Genomic DNA, 24,356 nt, shown 5'->3' on the forward strand with positions numbered 1-24,356 from the left:
TAATGCTGCTAAAATGCTTAATGCCGTTGTTTTTATAATCGTTTTCACAAAAAACTCCTTAGAAAGTATTCGTTATATTAAAGCTGATGGTTTTAGTTTCGTCTTTGTCTTCTTTCTTCAGTGGATAAGCAAAACTAATCAGCATTGGTCCCATAGGGGAAATCCATTGTAATGACAGACCCGTTGATACTCTAAAGCGAGTAGGGTCTCCAAAATCGCGCAATTGATTAACCTGATCTTCAGGTAAGTTTGAATAGCGGTCAATATCAAACTCAGTATCCCAAACATTCGCAGCGTCAACAAAGAGGCTTGTTCGAACAGAGCTTGTATTATCTTCGTCCAAGAATGGCGTCGGAACAATTAGCTCCATACCTGCCACAGCTTTCGCATTACCACCAATTCGACCCCAAAGTTCCAATCGGTCAAACTCTGAAGGTGAACCAATTGTACCTGTCGAGCTGCCATCAGGCAAAACTGAACCTGAGATACTCGATGTTCTTCTTCTAATCGCTTCAGGGAGAATGGTGTTTCTATCGAAACCACGTAATTCTTCTTCAGTGATTCTGAAGTATTCTTGGAAAGGCAGAATCTGATCAAAGCCATTCGTTGACCCATAACCATTACCATATGCTAATGCAGCTCTGGTAGAGAATACCCAGCGATGATCATTACTGATTGGCCAATAGAAACGAGAGTTATAATTAATCTTAAAGAAATTAAGATCTGAATTAGGTGTAGTTGCATTCAGTGTTAACGACTGACGAGAACCCGCTGTTGGGAACATACCGCGGTTAACGGTAATTCTAGACCAACCGACACTCATTTCATATTTGGTAAATTCATACGCTGCATCAGGATCATCAGGATTAAAGAATGCTAAGCGCATGATACGAGTTTGCTCGTAGTCAGCAATATCAGATAAGCTTTCTTCAATCCATCGCCCACCAAAGTTAATACGGTTAACCGCATCGATTGGGAAACCAAAGTTAGTACCGATACCATAACTCTTAGACTTATAAGGTACTAAACTGAAAGCTGATGAGTCGTAGTTACTGTAGAAGATACTTGTACCTTGCGACACACCATCTGGCGTGAAGTATGGGTCAGTATAGGAAACACTGTAGCGATCAGAACCTTTTGACGTATTGATGTTAAACGCTAACTGATTACCTGTACCTAAGAAGTTTGATTCACTGACACCGATATTAAACTGCAGACCAGCATATGAACCATATGCAACCCCCGCTTGGAAGCTACCTGCTGGTTGCTCTTTAACGGTGAAGTCAACATCAACTTGGTCATCAATGCCTGCTATCGGTTTTACTTCAAACTCAACGTTTTCCATATAAGGTAGACGTTGAATCTGCAGTTTTGAACGCTCAAGGCTCTGGTTAGATAGCCATGCGCCTTCAAGTTGCGTCATTTCTCGACGCACAACTTCATCTGCGGTTATCTGATTCCCATTAACCATAATACGGCGCACATAAATACGGTTACCTGGATTTACTGATAGTGTTAGTTTTACTTCTTTATTTTCGTCATCAATTTCAGGTATGGTTCGAACTTCGGCATTTGCATAACCAAATCGTGCTAAATAGCTTTTTATGTATTCTTCTGAAGCAGTTACCACTGAACCATTGTAAAGCTCGCCCGATTTAAGCGGGATAATGCTCTTAAGAAGTTCTTCACGGCCTAATAAATCACCAATAAAGTCAAAACCTTTAACCGTGTACTTTTCGCCTTCTGTAATGTTTGCAGTGACATACACTGACTCACGTTCAGGGCTCACTGACACTTGTGTTGAGTCGATGTTAAAACGCAGATAACCTTTATCTAGATAAAAACTTCTGATTTTTTCTAAATCGCCTTCAATAGTCTGCTTTTGATAGCGATCATTTGATAAGAACTTCCACCAAGGTAAGTCTTGTTGTGATTCAACAAGACTTAATAGTTCTTCGTCAGAAAACAGTTCATTACCAACTAAGTTAATTTGTCTAACTGATGCTGCGTCACCCTCTTCAAAATCAAGATTTAAACGCACACGGTTACGTGGCAACTCGGTGATGCTTACTTCGATCTTGGCATTATATTTACCAATACTGTGGAAGAAATCGATTAAGCCTTTTTCAATATTAGATAAAACAGTTCTATCTAAAGGCTCACCTGCACGGATATTTTGCTGATCAAGACTATCATTTAATTGCTCGTCTTTGATGTCTTTATTGCCATCAAATTCAATTGATGCAATCGTCGGTCTTTCTCTTACTTTGAAGATGAGTAATTCATCGTCACGATAGACAGTAATGTCTTCAAAGTGGCCTGATTTATATAACGCTTTGACTGTTTGAGAAATCGTATATTCATCGATGTTATCACCCACATTAATTGGAATGTGGGTCAGTGCAGCACCCAGTGCCACACGCTGTAAACCTTCAACTTTTAAATCTTCTACGATAAAGGAGCTTTGCCCAGCTGCCGCAAAGCTTGCGCCAAGTAAACTGGTTACTGCGAGATGTTTTTTTATCGGCATTTTATTATCTTTATCCTTTACAACTATTAGCGTACATAGCGCTTTGTGGCTCTAAATGACATTTTGGTTTATAACCTTGAAACATCATTAAGCAATGCAAAACAGGTTAGGCCAAGAAGCAACATCGCCCCAATTTTATAACCTAACTCTTGTGTCTTTTCAGAGACTGGTTTTTTACGAATAAGTTCAATTATGTAATACATTAAATGCCCGCCATCTAAAACTGGCAGCGGCAATAAATTAAATACACCTAAATTGACACTTATTAACGCTAAGAAACTGAGGAAAGCCACTAAACCATAACTGACACTGGTACCTGCGCCTACTGCAATACCTACTGGACCACTTAAATTATTCACTGACACTTTGCCCGTAATTAAGTTACCAATCATGTCAAAACTTAACGTGATCAATGCGTAGGTCTTTTGTACGCCAAGCACAATACTATCCAATGGGCCATAATGTCTAGTTTCAATATACCCAGGCGGCCAACTTTCTAACTGTGGGACGACACCTAAAAAGCCTTGCTGGATACCATTTGGTCCAGTTCTCGATTCTGGAGTCACTGATAAAATTTGACGATAGCCATTTCTCATCACCTCTAGCTGAATCGCTTTGTTAGGTGAAGCTTGAACAAGACTAACCAAAGATTGCCATTGTTCGATTTCTTGGCCATTTGCAGTCAGAAGCTTATCACCTACTTGCAAGCCCGCTTGGCTTGCTGCTGAGCCTTTTGCAACATGGCCAATAGTGAGAGTTAAAGCAGGTCTATATGGTACGATACCAATTGCATCTAGAGGTGGTTGATCTTTTTTATCTAGCTTCCAGCCAGTTAAATCGATAGTACGAATTTGAATTTGCTGCTGTGCGTCTTGCACTTTGACGTCGACTGACTGCTCACCTAAGTGAGACATCAAACTGAAGGTGACTTCTTGCCAAGAAAGTACATCTTGACCACCCATGGCTAAAATATGATCGCCCGACTGTAATTGTGCCAATGCTGCTCGGCTTTGTGCATGCACATCACCTACAACAGGTTTGGCATTTTGCACGCCAATCATATACATGAGTGCCAACGCGAAAATAGCAAAAATAAAATTGGCCATTGGGCCAGCGATTACAATGGCAATGCGAGACCAGACTGATTTGTTATTGAAAGAAAGATGTGATTCGCTAGGGTCGACGGCTTCGACACGCTCGTCTAGCATTTTTACATAACCGCCAAGTGGTATCATGGCAATCACATATTCGGTGCCTAATTTATCATGCCAGCGGCATAACGGTTTACCAAACCCTATTGAAAATCTCAGAACTTTTACGCCTGCTTTTCGTGCAACCCAAAAGTGTCCATATTCATGCACAGTAACTAAAATGCCCAATGCAATAATAAATGACCCTAAGTGCCGGAAAAACTCAAACATAATCACTCCATGGTTTTAAGTATGTGTTTAGCTAAAACTCTTGCTTCATTGTCTTGAGCAAGCACATCATCGATACTAGAGAGGTTTGTTATCGCGATGCGATTAAGCACCTCAGCATTCACTTTATAAATATCAGTAAAACCAATTTGTTTATTCAAAAACGCCGCCACAGCAATTTCATTTGCCGCATTGACAGCGGTCGTTGCGGCTTGTCCCGTTTTACAGGCTTCTATTGCTAACGCTAAATTGGGATAACGATGATAATCCGGTTTTGTGAAAGTAAAATCACAGATTTGTGAGAAATCTAAAGGTTCGACACCCGCATCAATTCGCTCAGGATAAGACAAGCCATATGCAATCGGTGTTCGCATATCCGGTTGACCCATTTGTGCAATCACAGAGCCATCTTGGTACTGTACCATCGAGTGGATCATGCTTTGCGGGTGGATCACCACTTCTATGTCATCTGCATCACAGTTAAACAACCACTTCGCTTCGATAAACTCTAACCCTTTATTCATCATGGTCGCAGAGTCTACTGAGATCTTCTGCCCCATTGACCAATTTGGATGGGCAACAGCTTCTTCAACGGTTACATCAGCTAAAGTCTCAATGTTACGGGTCAAGAAAGGTCCGCCTGAACCAGTCAAAAGGATTTTGCGAATACCGAACTGATTTAATTTAGGATCTGAATGCTGTTGAAATGCGGTTGGTAAGCTTTGATAAATGGCATTATGTTCGCTATCTATCGGCAACAAGGTAGCCCCATGTTGCTTCACTTTATCCATAAAGATTTGGCCTGACATCACCAAAGACTCTTTATTCGCTAAAAGCACTTTTTTGCTGTGCTCGACCGCACTGATTGTTGGCAACAAGCCTGCTGCTCCAACAATCGCAGACATAACGATATCAACGTCACTGTGAGAAACCACATCTTGCATAGCTTGAACGCCTGTCAGAACCTGAATTTCTGATCCTGCTAGGTCACCTCTCAGTTGCTTTGCTGCTTGCTCACATTGCATCACCGCAAACTTTGGTTTAAATGTCAGGCACTGCTTTCGCATTACCTCAACATTACGACCAGCAACTAAGGCAAACACCGAAAATTTATCAGCATTGCGGGCAATCACATCTAAAGTAGAAACTCCAATTGACCCTGTTGAGCCAAGGATTGCTACCTGTTGAATGCTCATAACGCCACCGTCCACGCATAACAAAGTGCAAATATGGGTGCTGCTGCTGTGAGGCTATCAATACGGTCTAGGATACCACCATGGCCAGGTAAGCAGCTGCCTGAGTCTTTTAAACCTGCTTCACGCTTAAACATACTTTCTAGTAAGTCACCCACAGCTGAAAACAGTGCGATAAACACAGTTAATAAGGCATAAACTGGCCACATTGCTTGTTCGACGTCTGCACAAGCACAAAAAATAACGACAAAAACCACTGCTGTAAGTAAACCACCAACTAACCCTTCAATGGTTTTGTTTGGGCTTACTTTCGGCATTAACTTATGCTTACCTAGGTTTTTACCCGCAAAATAAGCGCCTATATCAGCACTCCAAACGATGCCAAGAACCACCATAATCAGGGTTGAACCAAATAGCTCAGATTGTTGATATTCAGCACTACGCAATACATTCAGAGCAAGCCAAAGTGGCACAAGTGTGAGTAAGCCAGCTACGGCCTTCATAACAAGACCTTCAGACCACGCGCGAGACATGCTTGGATATTTCACAACAAGAAAAGTCGCAACGAGCCACCAGGCAAATGCAAGGGTGAAAACATAATTTGCATCAGACAGTAATTGTCCATTTTGCCAGAGTGATTCAATGGGCCAATGCAAGTGAAGTGCACCTAGAATAGCGGCAACTAAAGCAACGAATGTGCTTCTTTGTGCCATTTTTTTTAGGCCCATTAATGAAGACCATTCCCAAGCACCTAAAAGAGTAATCGCACCGGCAATGAAACTGAATAGTGATAGCGGTGTATAAAACACCAAAAGCATAGCCAGTGGCGCTAAAACCACTGACGTTAAAATACGTAATTTAAGCAAATTAATAACCTTTAACTTGTTGTTTTGGACTCGGCAAGTAATTGTTTTATTTGTTCGCCGGTACAGCCAAAGCGTCGTTCTCTAGATACAAAGCAAGCAATTGCCTCAGAAAAAGCCTCTTCATTAAAATCAGGCCAAAGCGTATCAGTAAAATAGAGCTCAGCATAAGCTGCCTGCCAAAGTAAAAAGTTGCTGATGCGGCAATCTCCGCCAGTCCTTATCAACAAGTCTAATTCACTTTGATCTGCCATACTTAATTGTGCTGACAAAGTGTCTTCTGTGATGTCTCTCACAGTAAGTTGGCCATCTTGTACTTGCTGCGCCATACATTGAGCTGCTTGTACAATATCCCAACGGCCACCGTAATTTGCCGCAACATTTAATTTCAGACCTGTATTATTAGCGGTTAATTCATGTGCCGCTTTTACCCTATCTTGTAAAGAGTCAGGAAAGCGTGAAATATCACCAATAATAGTCAGTTTTACATTATTCTTATGTAGTTTTTTAACTTCTTTAGATAAGACGAATAAAAACAGTTCCATTAAGGTACTGACTTCATCTTCAGGTCGACGCCAATTTTCACTGCTAAAAGCAAAAAGCGTCAACGATTCAATACCCAGTTTTGTACAAAACTGAACAGCCGAACGAACGGAATCTACACCCTTTTTGTGTCCGTATGTACGAGGACGATTGCGGCTTTGCGCCCAACGCCCATTGCCATCCATGATAATAGCAACATGTTTAGGCAAAGACTGCTTTGAAACTGTTTCAGTACTTAAAACCATAATTCCGATTTAGGTAAAAAAAAACGCCGCCTAGTATACCCTAGACGGCGTTTCAAAACTAATAAATTTGAGCTGGTTAGATTTCCATCAATTCAGCTTCTTTCGCGCTTAGCTGTGTATCCATTTCTTTAACATACTTGTCTGTTAACTTTTGGATCTCGTCTTCGCTTTGACGTGCTTCATCTTCTGAGATGTCTTTGTCTTTTAGTAGCGACTTGATATCACCATTCGCATCACGACGAATATTACGGATAGCAACACGACCACCTTCAACCTCACCACGAACAATCTTGATTAGGTCTTTACGACGCTCTTCTGTTAATGGAGGAAGAGGTACGCGGATCACGGTACCTGCAGACATAGGGTTTAGACCTAAATCTGAAGACATAATCGCTTTTTCAACTGCTTGTGCTAAAGATTTATCGAATACATTGATTGCTAATGTACGAGAGTCTTCAGTTGTTACATTTGCTACTTGGTTTAGAGGCGTGTCAGCACCATAGTAAGAAACAGTAATACCGTCTAATAATGCTGGGTGAGCACGACCAGTACGGATTTTTGATAGCTGGCTAGCAAGTGCTGCCACGCTTTTTTTCATGCGCTCTTCAGCGTCTTTTTTGATATCGTTAATCACAATTCAATCCTAGTCTTTGTAGATTATTCAGCTGCTTGTGAAGAAATAAGGGTACCCTCTTCTTCACCCATGATAACGCGTTTAAGCGCACCAGGTTTATTCATGTTGAATACACTTAAAGGCATATTGTGGTCACGAGCTAGCGTAAATGCCGCTAAGTCCATAACCTTTAATTCTTTGTCGATCACTTCATTATAAGATAAATGACGGTGAAGTGTCGCGTCTGGGTTCTTCACAGGGTCATCACTGAATACGCCATCAACCTTAGTCGCTTTAATTACTGTATCAGCTTCGATTTCAATGCCACGTAAACACGCCGCAGAATCTGTTGTGAAGAACGGGTTGCCTGTACCAGCCGAGAAGATTACCACGCGGCCAGACTTTAATAGGCTAATTGCTTCAGCCCAGTTGTATGCATCACATACACCATTAAGAGGAATAGCAGACATAAGACGTGCGTTTACAAATGCACGGTGAAGTGCGTCACGCATTGCTAAACCATTCATTACAGTTGCTAGCATACCCATGTGGTCGCCGACTACACGGTTCATGCCCGCTTCTGCTAATGAGCCACCACGTAAGAAGTTACCGCCACCGATAACTAAACCTACTTCTACGTCGAGTTCTACAAGCTCTTTGATTTCTTGCGCCATACGATCCAATACTTTTGGATCGATACCAAAGCCTTCGTCTCCCATTAAAGCTTCACCGCTTAATTTAAGAAGAACGCGTCTAAAAACAGGTTTTCTATTCGTAGTCATAATCTCAGGGCCATATGTAAAAGTGGGGGATAAAAAATAACCGCGCTTATGAAACTCATAAATGCGCGGTTATTCTAAAGAATTTTCAGCATTGAAGCAAAAGCAAATGCTGCCTAAATATGGCTTTTTGCCTCTGCTCCATGAGTAAAATTACTCGCCTTTAGCTGCTGCGATTTGCGCTGCAACTTCTGCTGCAAAATCTTCTTCTTTCTTCTCGATACCTTCACCTACTTCTAAACGGATGAAGTTAGAAACTGAAGCGCCTTTCTCTTTAAGGAATTCGCCAACAGATTTCTTAGGTTCCATGATGAACGCTTGACCAGTAAGAGAGATCTCACCAGTGAACTTCTTCATACGACCTACAACCATCTTCTCAGCGATTTCTGCAGGCTTACCTTCGTTCATAGCGATTTCAACTTGAACTGCTTTTTCTTTTTCAACAACTTCAGCTGGAACGTCTTCAGGGTTAACGAAGTCAGGCTTAGAAGCAGCAACGTGCATAGCAACGTGCTTAAGTGTTTCTTCGTCAGCATCACCAGTAACAACAACACCGATACGGTCGCCGTGACGGTATGCAGAAAGCTTGTCACCATCGATATACTCAACGCGACGAACGTTGATGTTTTCACCGATTTTAGCAACTAGAGCAACACGAGTTTCTTCGAACTGAGCTTTAAGAGCTTCGATATCACCTTTTGACTCAACAGCAGCGTCAAGTACAGTGTTAGCGAAACCTAGGAAGTTTTCGTCTTTAGCAACGAAGTCAGTCTGACAGTTAACTTCTAGAAGCGCAGCAAAACCTTCGCCTTGCTTGATTAAGATTGTACCTTCTGCAGCGATGTTACCCGCTTTCTTAGCAGCTTTAGCAGCACCACTCTTACGCATGTTTTCGATAGCTAGCTCGATATCACCGTTAGTTTCAGTTAGTGCTTTTTTACAATCCATCATGCCAGCGCCAGTACGCTCGCGTAATTCTTTAACTAGGGCAGCAGTTACAGCCATTAGTATATCCTCAAATATGAAGTTTTTTTCGGGGTGCGGAATGACCGCTCTTCAAGAATATCAAGCCTTCATCTTATTTTGATGAAGGCTTGATGAAAGCTAATTACTCAGCTTCTACGAAATCGTCGTTTTCAGCTTGTGCAACGATGTTGCTTTCACGACCTTCAGTGATAGCCGTTGCAACAGCACCAGTGTAAAGCTGGATAGCGCGGATCGCGTCATCGTTACCTGGTACGATGAAGTCAACACCGTCTGGGTTTGAGTTAGTATCAACTACAGATACTACTGGAATACCTAGGTTGTTTGCTTCACGGATAGCGATGTGCTCGTGGTCAGCGTCGATTACAAAGATAGCGTCTGGAAGACCGCCCATGTCTTTGATACCGCCAAGGCTCTTCTCAAGCTTTTCCATTTCACGCGTTTTCATTAGCGCTTCTTTTTTAGTAAGCTTTTCGAAAGTACCGTCTTGGCTTTGAGCTTCAAGGTCTTTAAGACGCTTGATTGATTGACGAACTGTTTTCCAGTTAGTCAACATACCACCTAACCAGCGGTGATTTACATAGAACTGATCGCTTTGAAGAGCTGCTTCTTTAACTGCTTCGCTTGCAGCGCGCTTAGTACCTACGAAAAGGATTTTACCTTTGTTCGACGCAACGTTCTGTAAGAACTTAAGTGCATCGTTGAACATAGGAACAGTTTTTTCTAGGTTGATGATATGAACGCGGTTACGTGCACCGAAGATGAACGGCTTCATCTTAGGATTCCAGTAACGTGCTTGGTGACCGAAGTGAACACCAGCTTGAAGCATATCGCGCATTGAAACGTTTGCCATTTTAATTTCCTCTAATATTTAGGGTTAGGCCTCCACATATCCCATAGCACCAACACGTAATATGTAATTACCTGCACCCAAGTGTATGTGTCGATATGTGTGTGTGTTAATATAAAAAGTATGTTTGTCTTAACTACAAACTATCTTGAAAGATAAATTTGTAAAAAGACGGCGCGCTTTATACCATATTAAAGCGCCAGATTCAACGATACGACTAAAATTTGTGCGTTATTGCAAAGTGAAAAATTAACGATTGGAGCCTCAATGAGTGCAGTGATTAAAACCCCTGAAGAAATCGAAAAAATGCGTGTTGCCGGTCGCTTAGCGGCTGAAGTCCTTGAAATGATCGAACCTCATGTGAAGCCAGGGGTAACAACTGAAGAGCTAAACACCATTTGTCACAATTATATTGTTGACGTTCAAGATGCAGTGCCTGCACCTCTAAACTATCATGGTTTTCCAAAATCAATTTGTACTTCAGTCAACCATGTAATTTGTCACGGCATCCCAAATGACAAGCCTCTCAAAGACGGCGATATAATCAATATCGACATTACCGTGATCAAAGATGGCTACCACGGTGATACCTCAAAAATGTTTCATGTTGGTACGCCAAATATTCAAGGCAAACGTTTAGCCCAAATCACACAAGAAAGCTTATACCTTGCAATTAAAATGGTTAAGCCAGGTGTACGTTTAGGTGATATTGGCGCTGCGATTCAAAAATATGCTGAAGGCTTTAGCTATTCTATTGTTCGTGAATACTGCGGTCACGGTATCGGCGCTGAATTCCACGAAGAGCCACAGGTTATGCACTATGGTAAACCTGGCACAGGCGAAACACTTAAAGCAGGTATGTGTTTAACGATTGAACCTATGGTGAATGCCGGTAAGCGTCAATGTAAACTACTTAAAGATGGTTGGACGGTTGTCACTAAAGACCGTAGCTTGTCAGCTCAGTGGGAGCATACTTTGCTTGTTACTGACAATGGTGTTGAAATTTTAACGCTACGTAACGATGAGACCATTGAACGTGTAATTGAACACAAATAGATTTCATTGTTCTAAATGCTATAAATGCCAACTCAGATAGTTGGCATTTTTTATAATCTTAAAAGTCTAAGAAGCCTGTTCCTTCACATTTTCCTGAAACTCGGATCCTTTTAAATTCACCGCCTTCAAAATATACATAATACAGCACTGATCTATCACAAATATACGAACCGCCACTTGGTAATGCAATAGACTCACTGATAGGCGCTAGCGATGCAGCAAAAAATGTTATTGAAGCAATTAAGCAAGTTTTAAATGTATTTTTCATGTCTTTTCCTTGTTATTAATTAAAACCAACCTAATAAAAACATACAAAAAACAAACTATCAACAATTTAAAAACAAAAATACCCAAAATAAATACTTACTTACTAAATTTTAGAATTGTAGCCAGCTTAACAACTAAACGTTCAATTCTGTTCTCTTACTACATAGCTCGCAATTCACAGCAACTTAGTGTAAAACTTACAAGGCGCTCATCAATTCAATTGATAAAAAAATCAGGGATATTCCGTGGCATTACCCAATAAATTAAAAACGCTTCTTGATTCAGCTAACTCACTTGACGATTTCAAAGATTGTTCAGCTTACTTCTATAAATGGCTCAGCAATGAGTTCTCGAAACAACCTGTGAAACACCTCATTAGAGCCCGTGCAGAATTTGTCGACTTACTCTTGCAAAAGCTTTATGTCATTACAAGTTTGAACAAACACGATGATATTGCTCTGATTGCAGTCGGCGGGTATGGTCGAGGTGAGCTGCATCCTTATTCCGATATCGACTTTTTATTGCTTGTACGTTCCGAGCCAAACGACCAATTAAAAGAGTCTCTTGGGCAGTTTGTAACCCATTTATGGGATCTGGGTTTAGAAATAGGTCACAGTGTACGCACGCACGAACAAGTATTAGAGCAAAAAAAGCAAGACGTGCACTTCACAACAAGCTTACTTGAGTGCCGCCTGATAAGTGGTAATGAGTTAGAATTTGAACGCCTTAAAAGCCACATTATCGAAACCCCTATTTGGCGTTCAGAAGAGTTCTTTATCGCCAAAGTTGATGAGCAAAAAATTCGCCGAAAGAAGTGCCATGGCACAGCATACAACCTCGAACCTAATGTAAAAGAAAACCCTGGCGGTCTTCGCGACCTACAAACCATTTTCTGGGTAGCAAAAAAGCATTTCCATGCAGAGACACTTCGTGAGCTCATCAGCCACGGATACCTCACCCATGAAGAGTATCAAGAGTTGCTCGAATGTATCGAAAATCTTTGGAATATTCGATTTGCTCTGCACCTTGCAGCAGGCAGAAATGAAAACCGTTTATTATTCGACTATCAGCCTCATGCGGCAGAGTTATTAGGATTTGGTTCTGAGGGTAAAGCCTCAGTAGAGCGCATGATGAAACGCTTGTTCAGAATTATGAGTCGAGTGCGTGAAATGAACCAGATGCTGCTGTCATATTTTGAACAAAGTATCTTGGTTGACCAAGTTAATCATAAGCCTCAACCGCTCGATAAAAATTTTGAGCGCGTGGGCAATCGTATTCAAGTCACCGACCCTTCCGTTTTCTTCAAACGCGAACATATTTTTGTGTTGTTTGAGCATATCGCTGATAACCCAGAAATCACAGACATTGAGCCCAATACACTAAGAACCATGCGCCAAGTTCGCCGCCGACTATTAGGTGACTTACAAGATTATGCAGGATGTAGAGATGCTTTCTTACGCTTAATTAAGCACCCTAATGGCATGGGCCGAGCTTTTACGCTTATGCATAAACACGGCATTATCGCGGCCTATTTGCCTCAGTGGCGAAACATATTTGGGCAGATGCAGTTCGACTTATTCCATGCTTATACGGTAGATGAACATACTCACAAGCTGATTAATAACATCTATAAATATTTCGATAAGAATAAGCAAAAAGATTTCCCCATTTGCTCTGAAATTGTCACCCGCATGGACAAGCCTGAGCTACTTTACCTTGCTGGTATTTTCCATGATATTGCCAAAGGCCGCGGTGGCGATCACTCAGAGCTAGGCGCAGTTGATGCTAGTACCTTTTGTAAAGTGCATGGTTTTAGTAATTCAGAAGCACGTTTAGTCGCTTGGCTGGTTGAAAACCATTTATTAATGTCGGTTACTGCACAACGTAAAGACATTAATGACCCGAATGTGATTGCAGAGTTTGCTTCACATGTAAAGAATGAGCGTCAACTCGATTACCTATATTGTCTAACCGTGGCGGATATTCGTGCCACCAATGACAACCTTTGGAATGATTGGAAAAACACCCTGCTCCGTGAGCTGTATTTACATACGCAACGCGCTTTAAGAGCGGGTCTTGAAAACCCAATGGACATGCGTGACCAAATTCGCGATAAAAAGCAGCAAGCCAAACATCGCCTTATTGAGCTGGGTTTTGAAGAGAGCCAAATTGACTTTATTTGGTCTCGTTTTAAAGCAAACTATTTTACCGGGTTTAGCGAGCAGCAAATTTCATGGCAATCAGAGCACTTATTAAAAGTAAAAGACTTAAATGACTTTAGTGTGATTGTGGGTGAAAAGCCGCTTCATGGTGGCACGCAAGTCTTTGTTTATAGCCCTTATGAAGCCAGTTTATTTGCCAAACTTGTGAGTGTTATCGGCTCTAAAAAAGCACAAATTCAACACGCACAAGTCATGACCACTAAAGATGGATTTGTGGTCTTTAACTTTGTGATACTTGAGCAAGACGGCGATCCCGTATCAGTTAACCGCGCTCGCTCAATCCGTAAAGGCATTGAATCAATTCTTCAAGATCCAAAGAAAAAGATCAGAGTGAAGAAAAACCGCTCTCATCGCTTTAAAGATTTTAATATTAAGCCTAAAGTGATTGTGAGACCGCATGCACGGGAAAATCGCAATCTCATAGAAATTCAAGCCATCGATATTCCAGGTCTACTGACCAAGATTGCAGAAGTATTTCAGGCTAATTCACTACATATTCATGCAGCACGTATTACAACGGTTGGCGAACGTGCAGAAGACTTTTTCGTCATTTCAAATAAAGATTATCAAGCCCTCGATGAAGATCATAAAATAGAGCTTCAACGAGACCTAATGAAAAAATTAAACGCAGAAACAAATTAGAGGAAACTATGTCAGATTTAAAAACCATCATCGAACAAGCATGGGAGCAACGTGATGGCATTACTCCTACGCAAGTGAGTGACGAAGTTAATGATGCAATTATTCAATCTCTTGCATTGTTAGACTCTGGTGCTGCTCGTGTTGCAGAAAAAATCAGTGGTGAATGGGTTGTGCATCAGTGGCTAAAAAAAGCAGTACTGCTGTCTTTCCGTATTCGTGATAACCAACCAATGAATGATGGCGTAAACCAGTTTTATGACAAGGTGCCACTTAAATTTTCTGACTACACGCCGGAGCAATTCCAACAAGGCGGTATGCGCGTAGTACCAAACGCTGTTGCACGTCAGGGCAGCTTCGTAGGTAAGAACGTGGTACTTATGCCCTCCTACGTGAACATAGGTGCATACGTTGATGAAGGCACTATGGTTGATACATGGGCTACAGTTGGTTCATGTGCACAGATTGGTAAAAACGTGCACCTTTCTGGTGGTGTTGGCATTGGTGGTGTATTAGAGCCATTACAAGCAAACCCAACTATCATTGAAGATAACTGTTTCATCGGTGCACGCTCTGAAATCGTTGAAGGCGTGATTGTTGAAGAAGGCGCGGTAATTTCAATGGGCGTATACATTTCTCAAAGTACACGTATTTATGACCGTGAAACGGGTGAAATCCATTATGGTCGCGTACCAGCAGGTGCGGTCGTTGTACCAGGTTCATTGCCAAGCAAAGATGGTTCTCACAGCCTTTACGCAGCAATTATCGTGAAGAAAGTTGACCAACAGACACGTGAAAAAGTGGGTATTAACGCACTACTTCGCTCTATCGATGAGTAGTCAATAAAAAATTTAAAAGGCCGCAAATCAATGACGATTTGCGGCCTTTTTTATTCGATTTTATGGAGTGGTTAGTTACAACTTAAACCTTGAAGATCATACCGCTTAAACTGTCTTTGGTTGTCTGCTGTAAAGCTGATGGTGAGTTGCTCTAACGGCTCATAACTTTCAATGGCTAATGCTTTACCAAGCCAAGGCTCTTTTATAACCGATAACAACTCGTAAAACCCAAGTCCTCTATCGCACATAATATTAATGTCGTGATATGCAGTCAGTAGCTTACCCGGTGCTTGGCTTTGAATGCTGATATTGGCTTGCTCGATATAATTATCGGCCTTGGTGCCATTAAACACATAATAGACCGATGTGATACTCAGCATGATGACTTGTACAGAGGCAATAAACATTAATGGCAGTACTGCTAGCTTCACCTTGCTGCTCACCTCATTGTGTTTCACAAAGTAAATAAGCAACCAACAACCGGCAATGATCATGGCTAACTTCAGCGGCACCAAAAACACGCTGAAGTAGTACATGAGCTTTTCACTGCCCCATTTTAAACCAAATGCGTTATCAAACCAGCTACTCTCAATTGCTGGCAGCACAATTAAAATACTGCTGAGTAAAAATACCCATTTAAATTGTTGTAACCTAGACATATTAAAGTGTTTTCTGCCAGTCCGTTAGCCAAGCTTCAACCACTTCCCATGGTTCAAAATACTCACATGCATCGACGTCTAAACGCGGTGCAGTTTGTTGTACACTCAATTCTTGTAATAAGGCATCGACTTGCTTGCCGGCACCACAATAGGTGTCACCGTAGCTTGAGTCGCCCAAGGAGATCACCCCCGCTTTTTTACCGGTTAACATAGGCGACTGACTACGCAGCTGCATAATCAATGGCTCTATGTTGTCAGGAAGATCACCAGAACCTGTGGTCGAGGTAATAAACAAAGCCACTTCAGCGGCTTTTACATCATCGATGCTTGCGCTTTCAAATAAGCGCACTTGATGCGACGATGACAAAGCCGTTTGCACCTGCTCTGCTAAACTCTGTGCATTGCCATACACACTGCCTACAAAAATTGAAATTGATGCCATTATTGATAGTCCTGTTCGCTGCTGGGCCACCCCAACTGCGCACAGATATTTAGCATCTCTTCGCCTAGGTTCGCCCGAATGGTAATTTCTTGTTTTGTATAAGGATGAACAAACTTTAACCGAGTTGCAAATAACATTAAGCGCTGCAAACCAAAATGCTCATAAAAAAAGTGATTATGCTTGTTATCACCATGGTTCACATCACCCAAAATAGGATGTGCCAAATGCTTTAAATGACGGCGAATTTGATGCTTACGACCGGTTTTAGGAAAACACTCCACCAGCGAATAACGAATGCTCGGGAATTTCCCAAAAGGAATAGGCAAACTTGCCTGGTGTAAACAGTTAAACTCTGTTTGCGCTTCTTGCGGTGCTTTATCTTGATCGGCAAATTTGTCGGCGATTTTATCTAAATGCTCTTTTAAAGGCCTGTCTAGATAAACATGCTCTGTCGCAAAACCCCGCACCAGTGCCAAATAGCGCTTTTCGATTTTGCCCTCAATAAATACTTGATTCATGTCTCTGGCTGCTTCTGAGCTCAATGCAAACAACAAAATACCACTGGTAGGTCGGTCTAATCGATGCACCGGAAATACGTGCTGACCGAGCTGATCACGCAACATTTGCATGGCAAATTGGGTTTCGCGTTTATCTAAAAATGAACGATGCACCAATAAGCCCGAAGGCTTATTAATCGCCACATAGTTTTCGTCTTGATAGACAATCTCAAGCATGGTCTTTCTCTTTTAATTCTTTTGTAAGCTTTCGTCTAACTTAGTCAGTAGACTTAAAATCTGCGAATATTGCGGGTGAGTGGCAAAGCTCATTTCAGCCATGGGCGCAATCGACATATTGGCCGGTAGCGCCATACCTTGCTCTATCATCAAGGACATTTTAGGAATAAACACAAACTGCAACCACTGCTCAAATGTCATCACATCACAACAAAATGGCGCGGTAGAATTTAGCTTTTCAGCCTCAATGCTTTCACTTTGCCAAAGCTTGGCGATGCGTAATACCGCTTCGAGCTCTTTCAATAAGGTATAAACTGCTTGGTATTGGGCGTGACTCATCAAACCAACTCTTTGTAGACTATTTAAAACCCGCGAATTATAGCCCAGCTAACTTCTTTACAGTAGCTTTACAGCTTCGCTTATCAAGTGCCGAGAAAATCCGTATAATTCGGCTAATTTAAAATTTGCATGAGCGAACTATGACTGCGCATATTTCTACTTTAGGTGATCTTTTAAACACAGCAGGCACACAGTGGCGTGTTTACGACATGGGTCGAAAAATCACTAAAATTGATAAAGCCCTCTTCAATCAACTTGAAAATGGTCAGGTACCTTACCCTTACCCGCTTGCTGGTCATGCCCTGATCGCCATTCAATTTTGGGATAACCAAGCCACCGCTGATCCGTATGTGTGGTTTTTAAAAATGCCCCTTGATGAACAAAGTAAGTTAGTGCTTGCAAGCCGTGATCACTTCGCAAATATGGTACTTGAAGCATTAGGCACTGAGTTAACAGGCGAGCAAGCCGATGGTAAGCTAGACAACAACCCATATGTATTTACACCGAATGCCAATAAACTTGCTGCGTTCAATGCACTATTAAAAACTGAATTAAAGCGGCCTGCTTCGCAGTATTATGAGTTTACCGAACAGTTTTTTGCTGGCAATTTAACAGACGACGCGTGGCAAAGTATTGCAGTACAAGGGCTAGCTGATTTTGCCTTTAGACTTGATCACGGCCAAAACAACGCAAACCTAACTAAGGTGTGGACGAGCTTGCCACAAGAAGTTCAGCAGCCTTTAAGTGCGATGCTAGAGCATGTTGAAATTAACACCCAGCTTGCAGAACTATTCTTCACGCAATGCGAACAAGCCATCGCAGAAAATAATTTAAACCTATTAATTAACAACATGCGTGCGCTTTCGGGTAGCAAAGCACAAGGGTTAAAATCTCAGTTAGTCGAGCAAGTACTAGCAAGCGAGTTAGGCAACCAACCAGACGTGTTACTGACTCTAGCGGGGCGTTATTGGTTATGCTTTGAAAAACCAGAAGCCCTATTCAAGCTACTTGATTTAGCAGTTAATAATGAGCAAATGCCTGAGTTATTCCCAAGTATTTTTGCGGACTTAGTTGCAATTCCGTCACTTCGCCCACACGTACTAGGTATTCTTCGAGCAGAAAATCGCAGCGACACCTTATCTCGTGCGATAGGTAGGTTATTCTCTTAATGGCAACTCTCTGGCTTTTTATTGTTATCGGCAGTGTTATCGGCTTTTTTTGGTATAGCCGTAAAATCGCAGAAGCCGCAAACGAACATGCGCAAAGACAAGCAAAGCAATTACAAGTGCAGTTGCTCAGTGTCGCCTGTAAAAAAGTGCTACCCGGCATTTTAAAAAGTGGTCGTTTGGGAATAAAAAGTCAGTTTTTGTTTGAATTTAGCTCAGACGGCGAGAGCTTATATCAAGGTTATTTATATCTTGAAAATGAAAAGCTAGTGCAAGCAGATATTCCACCGCATCGCTTGGGCTAAAAAAGACAGGTTCCAGAAAAAACTAAGGCGCAACATAAGTCGCGCCTAAAGTTGACAACATCCATGAGAGCTTCCGAAGCCTATATCCTGTTTTATCTTCCGCTGAATGGTTATCTTCCATCGACAACCAAAAATCCATTTAAAATCCTATACACGTCCTGTGTTCCTACTATCCTAAATCCACTTCGCAAAATCCTATGCGCTCCTAGTACACCCTGTACTCCATCCTCATCCTAGGTATCATCCTAATACCTGTAACCATCCTAGTTTCCGCTTCACCCATCTTTGGGCTATCCTCACACTCCTGTGTGCGTCCTGTTTCCTTTGTGCAACTCCGTTACACGCCTCATCCAGAGGATCCTGTTGAGCTTCTTGCCCTAGCATTAGTCCTTTATCCCTATGCTATATTCCTTTTTCCTATCCCTTTGCCTTCCTGACATGATTAAGTTTACGGTAATTTGCCGAGAGCAAAAGCGACTTACAGCAATTTATTTAATGTCATATTATTTTAAAAATAAGATATTTCATATTTTTCATAAACTTAAAAACAAATCACAGCCAAAGCAAAGTGTTTAAAACACCAAAACCCACAACCATGTGGGAAATATCTCACAGCTAATTTTCCGATCTGTCAGGTTCGGAGATTGCTGATTTAGTGAGGACAGTTAAGATTGCTCATTTCACCTTGCTCAAAAGTAACCTTGCTTCGCAACGTATATTTTGCACGATAAGTCGGTGCTACCAATGATGTTTCTATCAACAGTTAAAATCGCTCATTTCACCTTGCGCAAAAGTAACCTTGCTTCGCAACGTATATTTTGCACATTGCAGCCCTATGCACAAAACCAACAGGCAACACCTTTTCCCTTTTATCACACCCTGAAAAGAATTAATTGATGAGTAATGCGCTCGCATGGATGCGAGCCAAGCCATGCTTGTACATGGATGTACCTTCATGGCGTGTACGTTCATATCAATTTATTCTTTGAAGGATCTGGTGTGATGAAGGGCGCCGTGGGAGTCCAGAGGGCGGTCGGCGGCAGCCGCCCTTTGGTTGCCGTCGCCAACGCGACAAAGAGTCAAATTGAAGGCAGCTTTTAAACCTGTCGCGCTAAAGCACGACCTACAAAATGAACTCTTCAAAATAGTGGCTGGATGCTGACAGGCAAAGGCTTCAAGGATGAGTTTCTGCTTAGTATAAAATTGAAATGCTTAGCCGCCCTTTGGTTGCCGTCGCCAACGCGACAAAGAGTCAAATTGAAGGCAGCTTTTAAACCTATCGCGCTAAAGCACAGAGTCAAAACCCAAAATGTCGCCATAAATCACGACCTACAAAAGCGGCTAAAATTGTTCATTCCACATTGCGCAAAATAACCATGCTTCGCAACGAATATCTTGAACGATAAGGTGATGAATTTTGGAAAGTTTAGAAAAGAAAAACTAGACGTCAGAAAGAACTAAGGCGCAACATAAGTCGCGCCTAAAGTTGACAACATCCATGAGAGCTTCCAAAGCCTGTATCCTGTTTTATCTTCCGCTGAATGGCCGTCTTCCATCAACAACCATAAGTCCGTTTAAAATCCTATACACGTCCTGTGTTCCTACTATCCTAAATCCGCTTCGCAAAATCCTATGCGCTCCTAGTACACCCTGTACTCCATCCTCATCCTAGGTGTTGTCCTAACACCTTAAACCATCCTAGTTTCCGCTTCACCCTTCTTTGGGCAGTCCTCACACTCCTGTGTGTTTCCTTTTCCTGTGTGCAACTCCGTTACACGCCTCATCCAGAGGATCCTGTTGAGCTTCTTGCCCTAGCATTAGTCCTTTATCCCTATGCTATATTCCTTTTTCCTATCCCTTTGCCTTCCTGACATGATTAAGTTTACGGTAATTTGCCGAGTACAAAAGCGGCCTACGGCAATTTATTTATTGTCATTTTATGTTAAAAACATGATATTTGTTATTTATCATAGACTTAAAATAAAATCATAGCCAAAGCGAAGTGTTTAAAACACCAAAACCCACAACCATGTGGGAAATGTCTCACAGCGAATTTTCCGATCCGTCCGCATCTAATTTTTTATACATCAATTCACCCGACACTTCGCCGAAAGTCATTTGCTCAATCACCTCATATTGGTGCTTTAAGAAAAAGGCTTTTTGCGCTGTTTGTGTAATGAATACTGCCACGCCTGTGATCTCTTCTTCGGCTAGGTGAAGTTGCTCGACCCCGTTTAATAAGTAATGACCAAGGCCTTGACCTTGTACGTTTGGGTGAATGGCAATTAATGACAAATAAAAGCATTCACCATATTGCTCTAAAGCCGCTCTTATCGCTTGCTCTTTGGCGACCAATTGCTTGGTTTGAACATACCCTGCGCTGAGCATGAGCTTTAAACGCCAATGCCAAAAACGCTGAGCAGACAAAGGTCCGTTGGTGGCGATTGCACACGCAACACCCACCAGCTGTTCGTCGATAAATGCGCCTAACATGGCTTGACCACTTTGCGAAAAAGTCTGTAGTTCTTCGCGAATAAGTGCGCGTAACTTTTTCGCAAAGTCATCATCAGAATCTGCACTTAGCACTTGCTTTAATAATTCATCGCTTTGATAAGCTTGAAACAGCAGGCTTGCTGCAATGTTTATTTCTTCCGGCTCCAAATACTTTAGGCTCAGTTGATCTGCTTCTACTATTTTCATTATTTTTCCTGTTACCTAATTTTTACTAGAAAACTTAGTCAACTATAGTTACTGAGTGTTTTTTAAGCAAAAAGGCAAGTTAATGCTATCAGTACACTCTAGTCTCTTGGTATTTACATAAACATTGAGAGAACGAATCGATCACTGTGTATTATGTAAAGCGAATCGTTTAGCATCGTTGAGCGCACAGCTATGAGCTTTAAAGATTTATGCTAGAATGCGTTTTATTTTGTTGAGTAAAACGCATGCATCCTGCTGTTCATTCTGCTATTGCAGCCTTAGTTGCTGAAAACAAAACCCCGACTGTGGCTTTAACTAAATCTAAATTATCAGAGCCAGTACCTATGCCTTTGGTTATTGCTGGGTTGACCGCCTACAAAAATGATCCAAATTGCATCAACACTCAGCCTGCAGCAACCCCAAAAGTCAAAGCTACAGAGCAAAGCCAGCTTGACCGCATTGAACAAAAACTTGACCGCTTACTCGCGCTATTAGAAAAAGATAACTAATTATGTTCGTTGTAGATTTAACTTTTGATTGTTACCAAGACACCACGCTAGATGACGCTGAGCGCGCCATTAATCGCGTGGTGAATGCCCTACGTTTTAACGGACAGATCATCGGGGATGAGTTTCCGACCGTATTAAAAGACGGCTACTTTATTACCCGTGTTATGTGCCCGCTTGAGGATGCGCTACACCCGCTTAATCACAGCCCGTTTGTAAAAAAAGCCATTGAGCTTTTACAAGAAGCAGGCTTGCTGGCACCGAAAGTAAAGGTGATCGGTCAGGATATTCATGCCAATGGCGCCGACTTATGCGACGCTCCGTCTTCTTATATCTTATATACCACCTATGTGCATACATGCAGCCCGCTTTATTGCGGCGATGACTTTCAGCCTGTGCCACTTTATAAAATTCCTGCCATTGCCAATGGCGATTACAAGGCTTTAATTAAGTGGCAAGAGGATTGGCAAGCATGTGATCAGATTCAGATCAACGGTGCCACCCGCTGTGAATTTGCGGCGTTAGAAGAGATTTCTAGTACAGAAAGCGATTTATTCCGTCGTGGTATGGACTTGTCTAAGCGTATTCGTTTCCTGACCAAAAAGCCGGTTTATTACTATTTGTATCGCGTAGGCGGTGAAAGCCTAGAAGCAGAACAAGCGCGTAAATGCCCAAGCTGTGGCGGTGATTGGAAGTTAGATGAACCTTGGTTTGGCTTATTTGATTTTCGCTGTGACAGCTGTGAGCTAGTGTCGAATATCTCTTGGGATTTTCAGTAAACTCGAAACTAAAAAGTAAAAAAGCGCTCAAACTGTTTAAGTGAGCGCTTTTTTATTAATTAAGGTATGTGTATTAAAACTCAATCGATTGCAAAAATGCTTCTAGGCTATCAGACAGAACATGGTGCGGTCTTTTGCCGACATACTCTAACCAGACTTTGCTAGTCTCAAGTTCAACGGTGATCAACAAGTCATCTTGCTCGGTTAACCCAATGAAAACCGTATCAGCATGTTTGAGCTTACGCTTCATTAATACATGACCTGTAATATTTTGCTGTAAACGCACAAAGTCATCTTCATTCCACGCTTGTAATAACTCGATTTGATGACCTTCTACTTTGCCTATGATGTTTCCTGCATAAAAGCTGCTGTAGAACTCATTCAACGCATCAGGAAAACCACACTCTAACGCGTTTGCTAAATCATTTAGGCTATTTTTTGCTGGCTGTGGAACGGCTTGCCACTGAATTTGTTGCTCGCTTAGCACTTCGCCAACTTCGCATGGGCTTGGCCAGTCAGCATCGTGATACATGCACGGTAAAGTGCCATGTTGTTGCTGATAGTGAGATTTAAACTTGTCGTGAAGCTCTGATAAAAGCGGCTTAATTGTCATACTGTTAACCTGTGTGCGATACGCTATAATACGCGCCATTGTAACCACTATTGGTGAAACATGACAGATTACAACAATGCACCTGAGCTGAAAGAGTCAGTGTTAGGTAAAACGACCGAGTACGCGTCGCAATACGATGCAAGTTTATTATTCCCAATTGCAAGAAAGCTAAACCGTGACCAAATTGCGGTAGATGAGCAAAACTTGCCATTTAAAGGGGAAGATACTTGGACTGGCTATGAGCTATCTTGGCTGAATAGCAAAGGTAAGCCGCAAGTGGCTGTGGCGGCGTTTGTGTTCCCATGCCAAAGCTCTCATATTATCGAGTCTAAGTCGTTCAAGCTGTATTTAAATAGTTTTAACCAAACTAAGTTTGCCAGCTTTGACGAGGTACAAACTATTTTAACCAATGATTTAAGCAAAGCAGCACAGACTGACGTCGAAGTGACGTTATTCAAAGCTGAAGACTATGCCTGTATTCCATTCACGGCCATGCCGGGCGAATGTATTGATGAGCTTGATATTGAGGTTGATACCTACAGCCCGCAAGAAGGTTTAATCGTGGTAAAAGATGGCAATGAAGTGACTGAAACACTACATAGCCACTTACTTAAATCGAACTGCTTAATTACGTCTCAGCCTGACTGGGCAAGTATTGTGATAAGTTACACGGGCAAGCCTGTGTGCAAAGAGTCACTGCTTAAGTATCTTATTTCTTTTAGAGATCACAATGAGTTTCATGAGCAGTGTGTAGAACGAATTTACTGTGACTTAATGCGTGAATTAAACCCGAGCAAGTTAGAGGTTTATGCGCGCTATACAAGACGTGGTGGATTAGACATTAACCCTTACCGCAGCAGTGAAAGCGATAAGACGGCTTATCACATTCGAACAAACCGTCAGTAAATAATTAACCTGGACTCTGGATAATAAATCTATCTCCAGCGGCTACTTTTAACGCTAACATTGTTGAATTCACTTGCAATAGGCCAGCTATTGACGCGTAAATTCGCCTTGTTATCCCTAAAAGTCTCCGGCTGCAGACTTAGAAAAGAGTTACCTCTGATTATCA

24 protein-coding genes are annotated in these 24,356 nt (G+C 41.8%); 8 read left to right on the forward strand and 16 right to left on the reverse strand.

Annotated elements, in window-relative coordinates:
- Window positions 1-58: 58 nt before the first annotated feature.
- From bamA to rpsB, 9 genes are all read right to left on the reverse strand, one after another.
- A complete protein-coding gene (gene bamA, locus PP2015_RS11675) occupies window positions 59-2,530 on the reverse strand; it encodes an outer membrane protein assembly factor BamA (RefSeq protein ID WP_058030514.1) in 2,472 nt (823 codons plus the stop codon).
- A 68-nt stretch (window positions 2,531-2,598) separates the two neighbouring features.
- Window positions 2,599-3,951 carry a sigma E protease regulator RseP gene (gene rseP, locus PP2015_RS11680; protein WP_058030515.1) on the reverse strand — a complete coding sequence of 451 codons (1,353 nt, stop codon included), beginning with the start codon at window positions 3,949-3,951 and terminating at the stop codon, window positions 2,599-2,601.
- A 2-nt stretch (window positions 3,952-3,953) separates the two neighbouring features.
- On the reverse strand, window positions 3,954-5,144 hold the full coding sequence (gene ispC, locus PP2015_RS11685) for a 1-deoxy-D-xylulose-5-phosphate reductoisomerase (protein WP_058030516.1): 1,191 nt from the start codon (window positions 5,142-5,144) through the stop codon (window positions 3,954-3,956).
- Window positions 5,141-6,007, reverse strand: a complete 867-nt coding sequence (locus PP2015_RS11690) for a phosphatidate cytidylyltransferase (RefSeq protein ID WP_058030517.1) — start codon at window positions 6,005-6,007, stop codon at window positions 5,141-5,143. The genes ispC and PP2015_RS11690 overlap by 4 nt, the downstream gene beginning before the upstream one ends.
- An 11-nt stretch (window positions 6,008-6,018) precedes the next feature.
- Window positions 6,019-6,792 carry an isoprenyl transferase gene (locus PP2015_RS11695; protein WP_058030518.1) on the reverse strand — a complete coding sequence of 258 codons (774 nt, stop codon included), beginning with the start codon at window positions 6,790-6,792 and terminating at the stop codon, window positions 6,019-6,021.
- Window positions 6,793-6,868: 76 nt separating this feature from the next.
- Window positions 6,869-7,426, reverse strand: coding sequence for a ribosome recycling factor (gene frr / locus PP2015_RS11700; protein WP_058030519.1), 558 nt, complete (start codon window positions 7,424-7,426; stop codon window positions 6,869-6,871).
- Between the two features lie 23 nt (window positions 7,427-7,449).
- The gene (gene pyrH, locus PP2015_RS11705) at window positions 7,450-8,187 is read right to left on the reverse strand and encodes a UMP kinase (RefSeq protein WP_058030520.1); all 738 of its coding nucleotides are present in this window, start codon (window positions 8,185-8,187) and stop codon (window positions 7,450-7,452) included.
- 150 nt (window positions 8,188-8,337) lie between these two features.
- On the reverse strand, window positions 8,338-9,189 hold the full coding sequence (tsf, locus tag PP2015_RS11710; protein ID WP_058030521.1) for a translation elongation factor Ts: 852 nt from the start codon (window positions 9,187-9,189) through the stop codon (window positions 8,338-8,340).
- Between the two features lie 103 nt (window positions 9,190-9,292).
- Window positions 9,293-10,021, reverse strand: a complete 729-nt coding sequence (rpsB, locus tag PP2015_RS11715; protein WP_058030522.1) for a 30S ribosomal protein S2 — start codon at window positions 10,019-10,021, stop codon at window positions 9,293-9,295.
- 264 nt (window positions 10,022-10,285) lie between these two features.
- On the opposite strand from rpsB, the gene map reads away from it, so the two are divergent.
- Complete coding sequence (gene map, locus PP2015_RS11720; RefSeq protein ID WP_058030523.1) at window positions 10,286-11,074, forward strand: type I methionyl aminopeptidase; 789 nt, start codon at window positions 10,286-10,288, stop codon at window positions 11,072-11,074.
- A 58-nt stretch (window positions 11,075-11,132) separates the two neighbouring features.
- On the opposite strand, the gene PP2015_RS11725 is transcribed toward map, so the two are convergent.
- Entirely contained in the window at window positions 11,133-11,342 is a 210-nt protein-coding gene (locus PP2015_RS11725) for a hypothetical protein (RefSeq protein WP_058030524.1), read from the reverse strand.
- 244 nt (window positions 11,343-11,586) lie between these two features.
- Here PP2015_RS11725 and glnD point away from each other — a divergent pair, with 244 nt between their 5' ends.
- Entirely contained in the window at window positions 11,587-14,205 is a 2,619-nt protein-coding gene (gene glnD / locus PP2015_RS11730) for a [protein-PII] uridylyltransferase (RefSeq protein ID WP_058030525.1), read from the forward strand.
- An 8-nt stretch (window positions 14,206-14,213) separates the two neighbouring features.
- The gene (gene dapD / locus PP2015_RS11735) at window positions 14,214-15,041 is read left to right on the forward strand and encodes a 2,3,4,5-tetrahydropyridine-2,6-dicarboxylate N-succinyltransferase (RefSeq protein ID WP_058030526.1); all 828 of its coding nucleotides are present in this window, start codon (window positions 14,214-14,216) and stop codon (window positions 15,039-15,041) included.
- Between the two features lie 71 nt (window positions 15,042-15,112).
- Here the strand turns inward: dapD and PP2015_RS11740 are convergent, their stop codons facing one another.
- From PP2015_RS11740 to PP2015_RS11755, 4 genes are read right to left on the reverse strand one after another with little or no spacing between them, the layout of a single operon-like run.
- A complete protein-coding gene (locus PP2015_RS11740; RefSeq protein WP_058030527.1) occupies window positions 15,113-15,700 on the reverse strand; it encodes a hypothetical protein in 588 nt (195 codons plus the stop codon).
- Window position 15,701: 1 nt separating this feature from the next.
- Complete coding sequence (locus PP2015_RS11745; protein WP_058030528.1) at window positions 15,702-16,142, reverse strand: flavodoxin; 441 nt, start codon at window positions 16,140-16,142, stop codon at window positions 15,702-15,704.
- Entirely contained in the window at window positions 16,142-16,876 is a 735-nt protein-coding gene (gene truC / locus PP2015_RS11750; protein ID WP_058030529.1) for a tRNA pseudouridine(65) synthase TruC, read from the reverse strand. The genes PP2015_RS11745 and truC overlap by 1 nt, the downstream gene beginning before the upstream one ends.
- A gap of 12 nt (window positions 16,877-16,888) precedes the next feature.
- A complete protein-coding gene (locus PP2015_RS11755) occupies window positions 16,889-17,215 on the reverse strand; it encodes a YqcC family protein (protein ID WP_058030530.1) in 327 nt (108 codons plus the stop codon).
- Between the two features lie 140 nt (window positions 17,216-17,355).
- Here PP2015_RS11755 and PP2015_RS11760 point away from each other — a divergent pair, with 140 nt between their 5' ends.
- A complete protein-coding gene (locus tag PP2015_RS11760) occupies window positions 17,356-18,384 on the forward strand; it encodes a DUF3549 family protein (protein ID WP_058030531.1) in 1,029 nt (342 codons plus the stop codon).
- Window positions 18,384-18,686, forward strand: a complete 303-nt coding sequence (locus PP2015_RS11765; RefSeq protein WP_058030532.1) for a DUF3301 domain-containing protein — start codon at window positions 18,384-18,386, stop codon at window positions 18,684-18,686. Before PP2015_RS11760 ends, PP2015_RS11765 begins: the two co-directional genes overlap by 1 nt.
- A gap of 2,043 nt (window positions 18,687-20,729) precedes the next feature.
- On the opposite strand, the gene PP2015_RS11775 is transcribed toward PP2015_RS11765, so the two are convergent.
- Window positions 20,730-21,386: a GNAT family N-acetyltransferase gene (locus PP2015_RS11775; RefSeq protein WP_058030534.1), complete on the reverse strand. Its 657-nt coding sequence runs from the start codon at window positions 21,384-21,386 to the stop codon at window positions 20,730-20,732.
- A 245-nt stretch (window positions 21,387-21,631) separates the two neighbouring features.
- On the opposite strand from PP2015_RS11775, the gene PP2015_RS11780 reads away from it, so the two are divergent.
- Together PP2015_RS11780 and PP2015_RS11785 are read left to right on the forward strand one after the other, a co-directional pair.
- Window positions 21,632-21,895, forward strand: coding sequence for a hypothetical protein (locus PP2015_RS11780; RefSeq protein ID WP_058030535.1), 264 nt, complete (start codon window positions 21,632-21,634; stop codon window positions 21,893-21,895).
- A gap of 2 nt (window positions 21,896-21,897) precedes the next feature.
- Window positions 21,898-22,671, forward strand: a complete 774-nt coding sequence (locus tag PP2015_RS11785; protein ID WP_058030536.1) for a Zn-ribbon-containing protein — start codon at window positions 21,898-21,900, stop codon at window positions 22,669-22,671.
- A gap of 73 nt (window positions 22,672-22,744) precedes the next feature.
- Here PP2015_RS11785 and syd read toward each other — a convergent pair whose 3' ends face one another.
- Window positions 22,745-23,284: a SecY-interacting protein gene (syd, locus tag PP2015_RS11790; RefSeq protein ID WP_058031625.1), complete on the reverse strand. Its 540-nt coding sequence runs from the start codon at window positions 23,282-23,284 to the stop codon at window positions 22,745-22,747.
- Between the two features lie 60 nt (window positions 23,285-23,344).
- Between syd and queF the strand changes: the two genes are divergently transcribed.
- On the forward strand, window positions 23,345-24,190 hold the full coding sequence (gene queF, locus PP2015_RS11795) for an NADPH-dependent 7-cyano-7-deazaguanine reductase QueF (RefSeq protein WP_058030537.1): 846 nt from the start codon (window positions 23,345-23,347) through the stop codon (window positions 24,188-24,190).
- The last annotated feature ends 166 nt before the right edge of the window (window positions 24,191-24,356 follow it).

The sequence above is a fragment of the Pseudoalteromonas phenolica genome (assembly GCF_001444405.1).
Taxonomy (GTDB): Bacteria; Pseudomonadota; Gammaproteobacteria; order Enterobacterales; family Alteromonadaceae; genus Pseudoalteromonas; species Pseudoalteromonas phenolica.

Bases quoted from the DNA above. Each gene is read 5' to 3' on its own strand.
- PP2015_RS11760 (WP_058030531.1), top strand. From the start codon at position 17,356: ATGACTGCGCATATTTCTACTTTAGGTGATCTTTTAAACACAGCAGGC.
- bamA (WP_058030514.1), bottom strand. From the start codon at position 2,530: ATGCCGATAAAAAAACATCTCGCAGTAACCAGTTTACTTGGCGCAAGC.
- PP2015_RS11725 (WP_058030524.1), bottom strand. From the start codon at position 11,342: ATGAAAAATACATTTAAAACTTGCTTAATTGCTTCAATAACATTTTTT.
- PP2015_RS11755 (WP_058030530.1), bottom strand. From the start codon at position 17,215: ATGAGTCACGCCCAATACCAAGCAGTTTATACCTTATTGAAAGAGCTC.
- PP2015_RS11740 (WP_058030527.1), bottom strand. From the start codon at position 15,700: ATGTCTAGGTTACAACAATTTAAATGGGTATTTTTACTCAGCAGTATT.
- PP2015_RS11775 (WP_058030534.1), bottom strand. From the start codon at position 21,386: ATGAAAATAGTAGAAGCAGATCAACTGAGCCTAAAGTATTTGGAGCCG.
- ispC (WP_058030516.1), bottom strand. From the start codon at position 5,144: ATGAGCATTCAACAGGTAGCAATCCTTGGCTCAACAGGGTCAATTGGA.
- queF (WP_058030537.1), top strand. From the start codon at position 23,345: ATGACAGATTACAACAATGCACCTGAGCTGAAAGAGTCAGTGTTAGGT.
- tsf (WP_058030521.1), bottom strand. From the start codon at position 9,189: ATGGCTGTAACTGCTGCCCTAGTTAAAGAATTACGCGAGCGTACTGGC.
- syd (WP_058031625.1), bottom strand. From the start codon at position 23,284: ATGACAATTAAGCCGCTTTTATCAGAGCTTCACGACAAGTTTAAATCT.
- PP2015_RS11695 (WP_058030518.1), bottom strand. From the start codon at position 6,792: ATGGTTTTAAGTACTGAAACAGTTTCAAAGCAGTCTTTGCCTAAACAT.
- PP2015_RS11785 (WP_058030536.1), top strand. From the start codon at position 21,898: ATGTTCGTTGTAGATTTAACTTTTGATTGTTACCAAGACACCACGCTA.
- pyrH (WP_058030520.1), bottom strand. From the start codon at position 8,187: ATGACTACGAATAGAAAACCTGTTTTTAGACGCGTTCTTCTTAAATTA.
- rseP (WP_058030515.1), bottom strand. From the start codon at position 3,951: ATGTTTGAGTTTTTCCGGCACTTAGGGTCATTTATTATTGCATTGGGC.
- PP2015_RS11780 (WP_058030535.1), top strand. From the start codon at position 21,632: ATGCATCCTGCTGTTCATTCTGCTATTGCAGCCTTAGTTGCTGAAAAC.
- map (WP_058030523.1), top strand. From the start codon at position 10,286: ATGAGTGCAGTGATTAAAACCCCTGAAGAAATCGAAAAAATGCGTGTT.
- PP2015_RS11765 (WP_058030532.1), top strand. From the start codon at position 18,384: ATGGCAACTCTCTGGCTTTTTATTGTTATCGGCAGTGTTATCGGCTTT.
- PP2015_RS11745 (WP_058030528.1), bottom strand. From the start codon at position 16,142: ATGGCATCAATTTCAATTTTTGTAGGCAGTGTGTATGGCAATGCACAG.
- dapD (WP_058030526.1), top strand. From the start codon at position 14,214: ATGTCAGATTTAAAAACCATCATCGAACAAGCATGGGAGCAACGTGAT.
- truC (WP_058030529.1), bottom strand. From the start codon at position 16,876: ATGCTTGAGATTGTCTATCAAGACGAAAACTATGTGGCGATTAATAAG.
- rpsB (WP_058030522.1), bottom strand. From the start codon at position 10,021: ATGGCAAACGTTTCAATGCGCGATATGCTTCAAGCTGGTGTTCACTTC.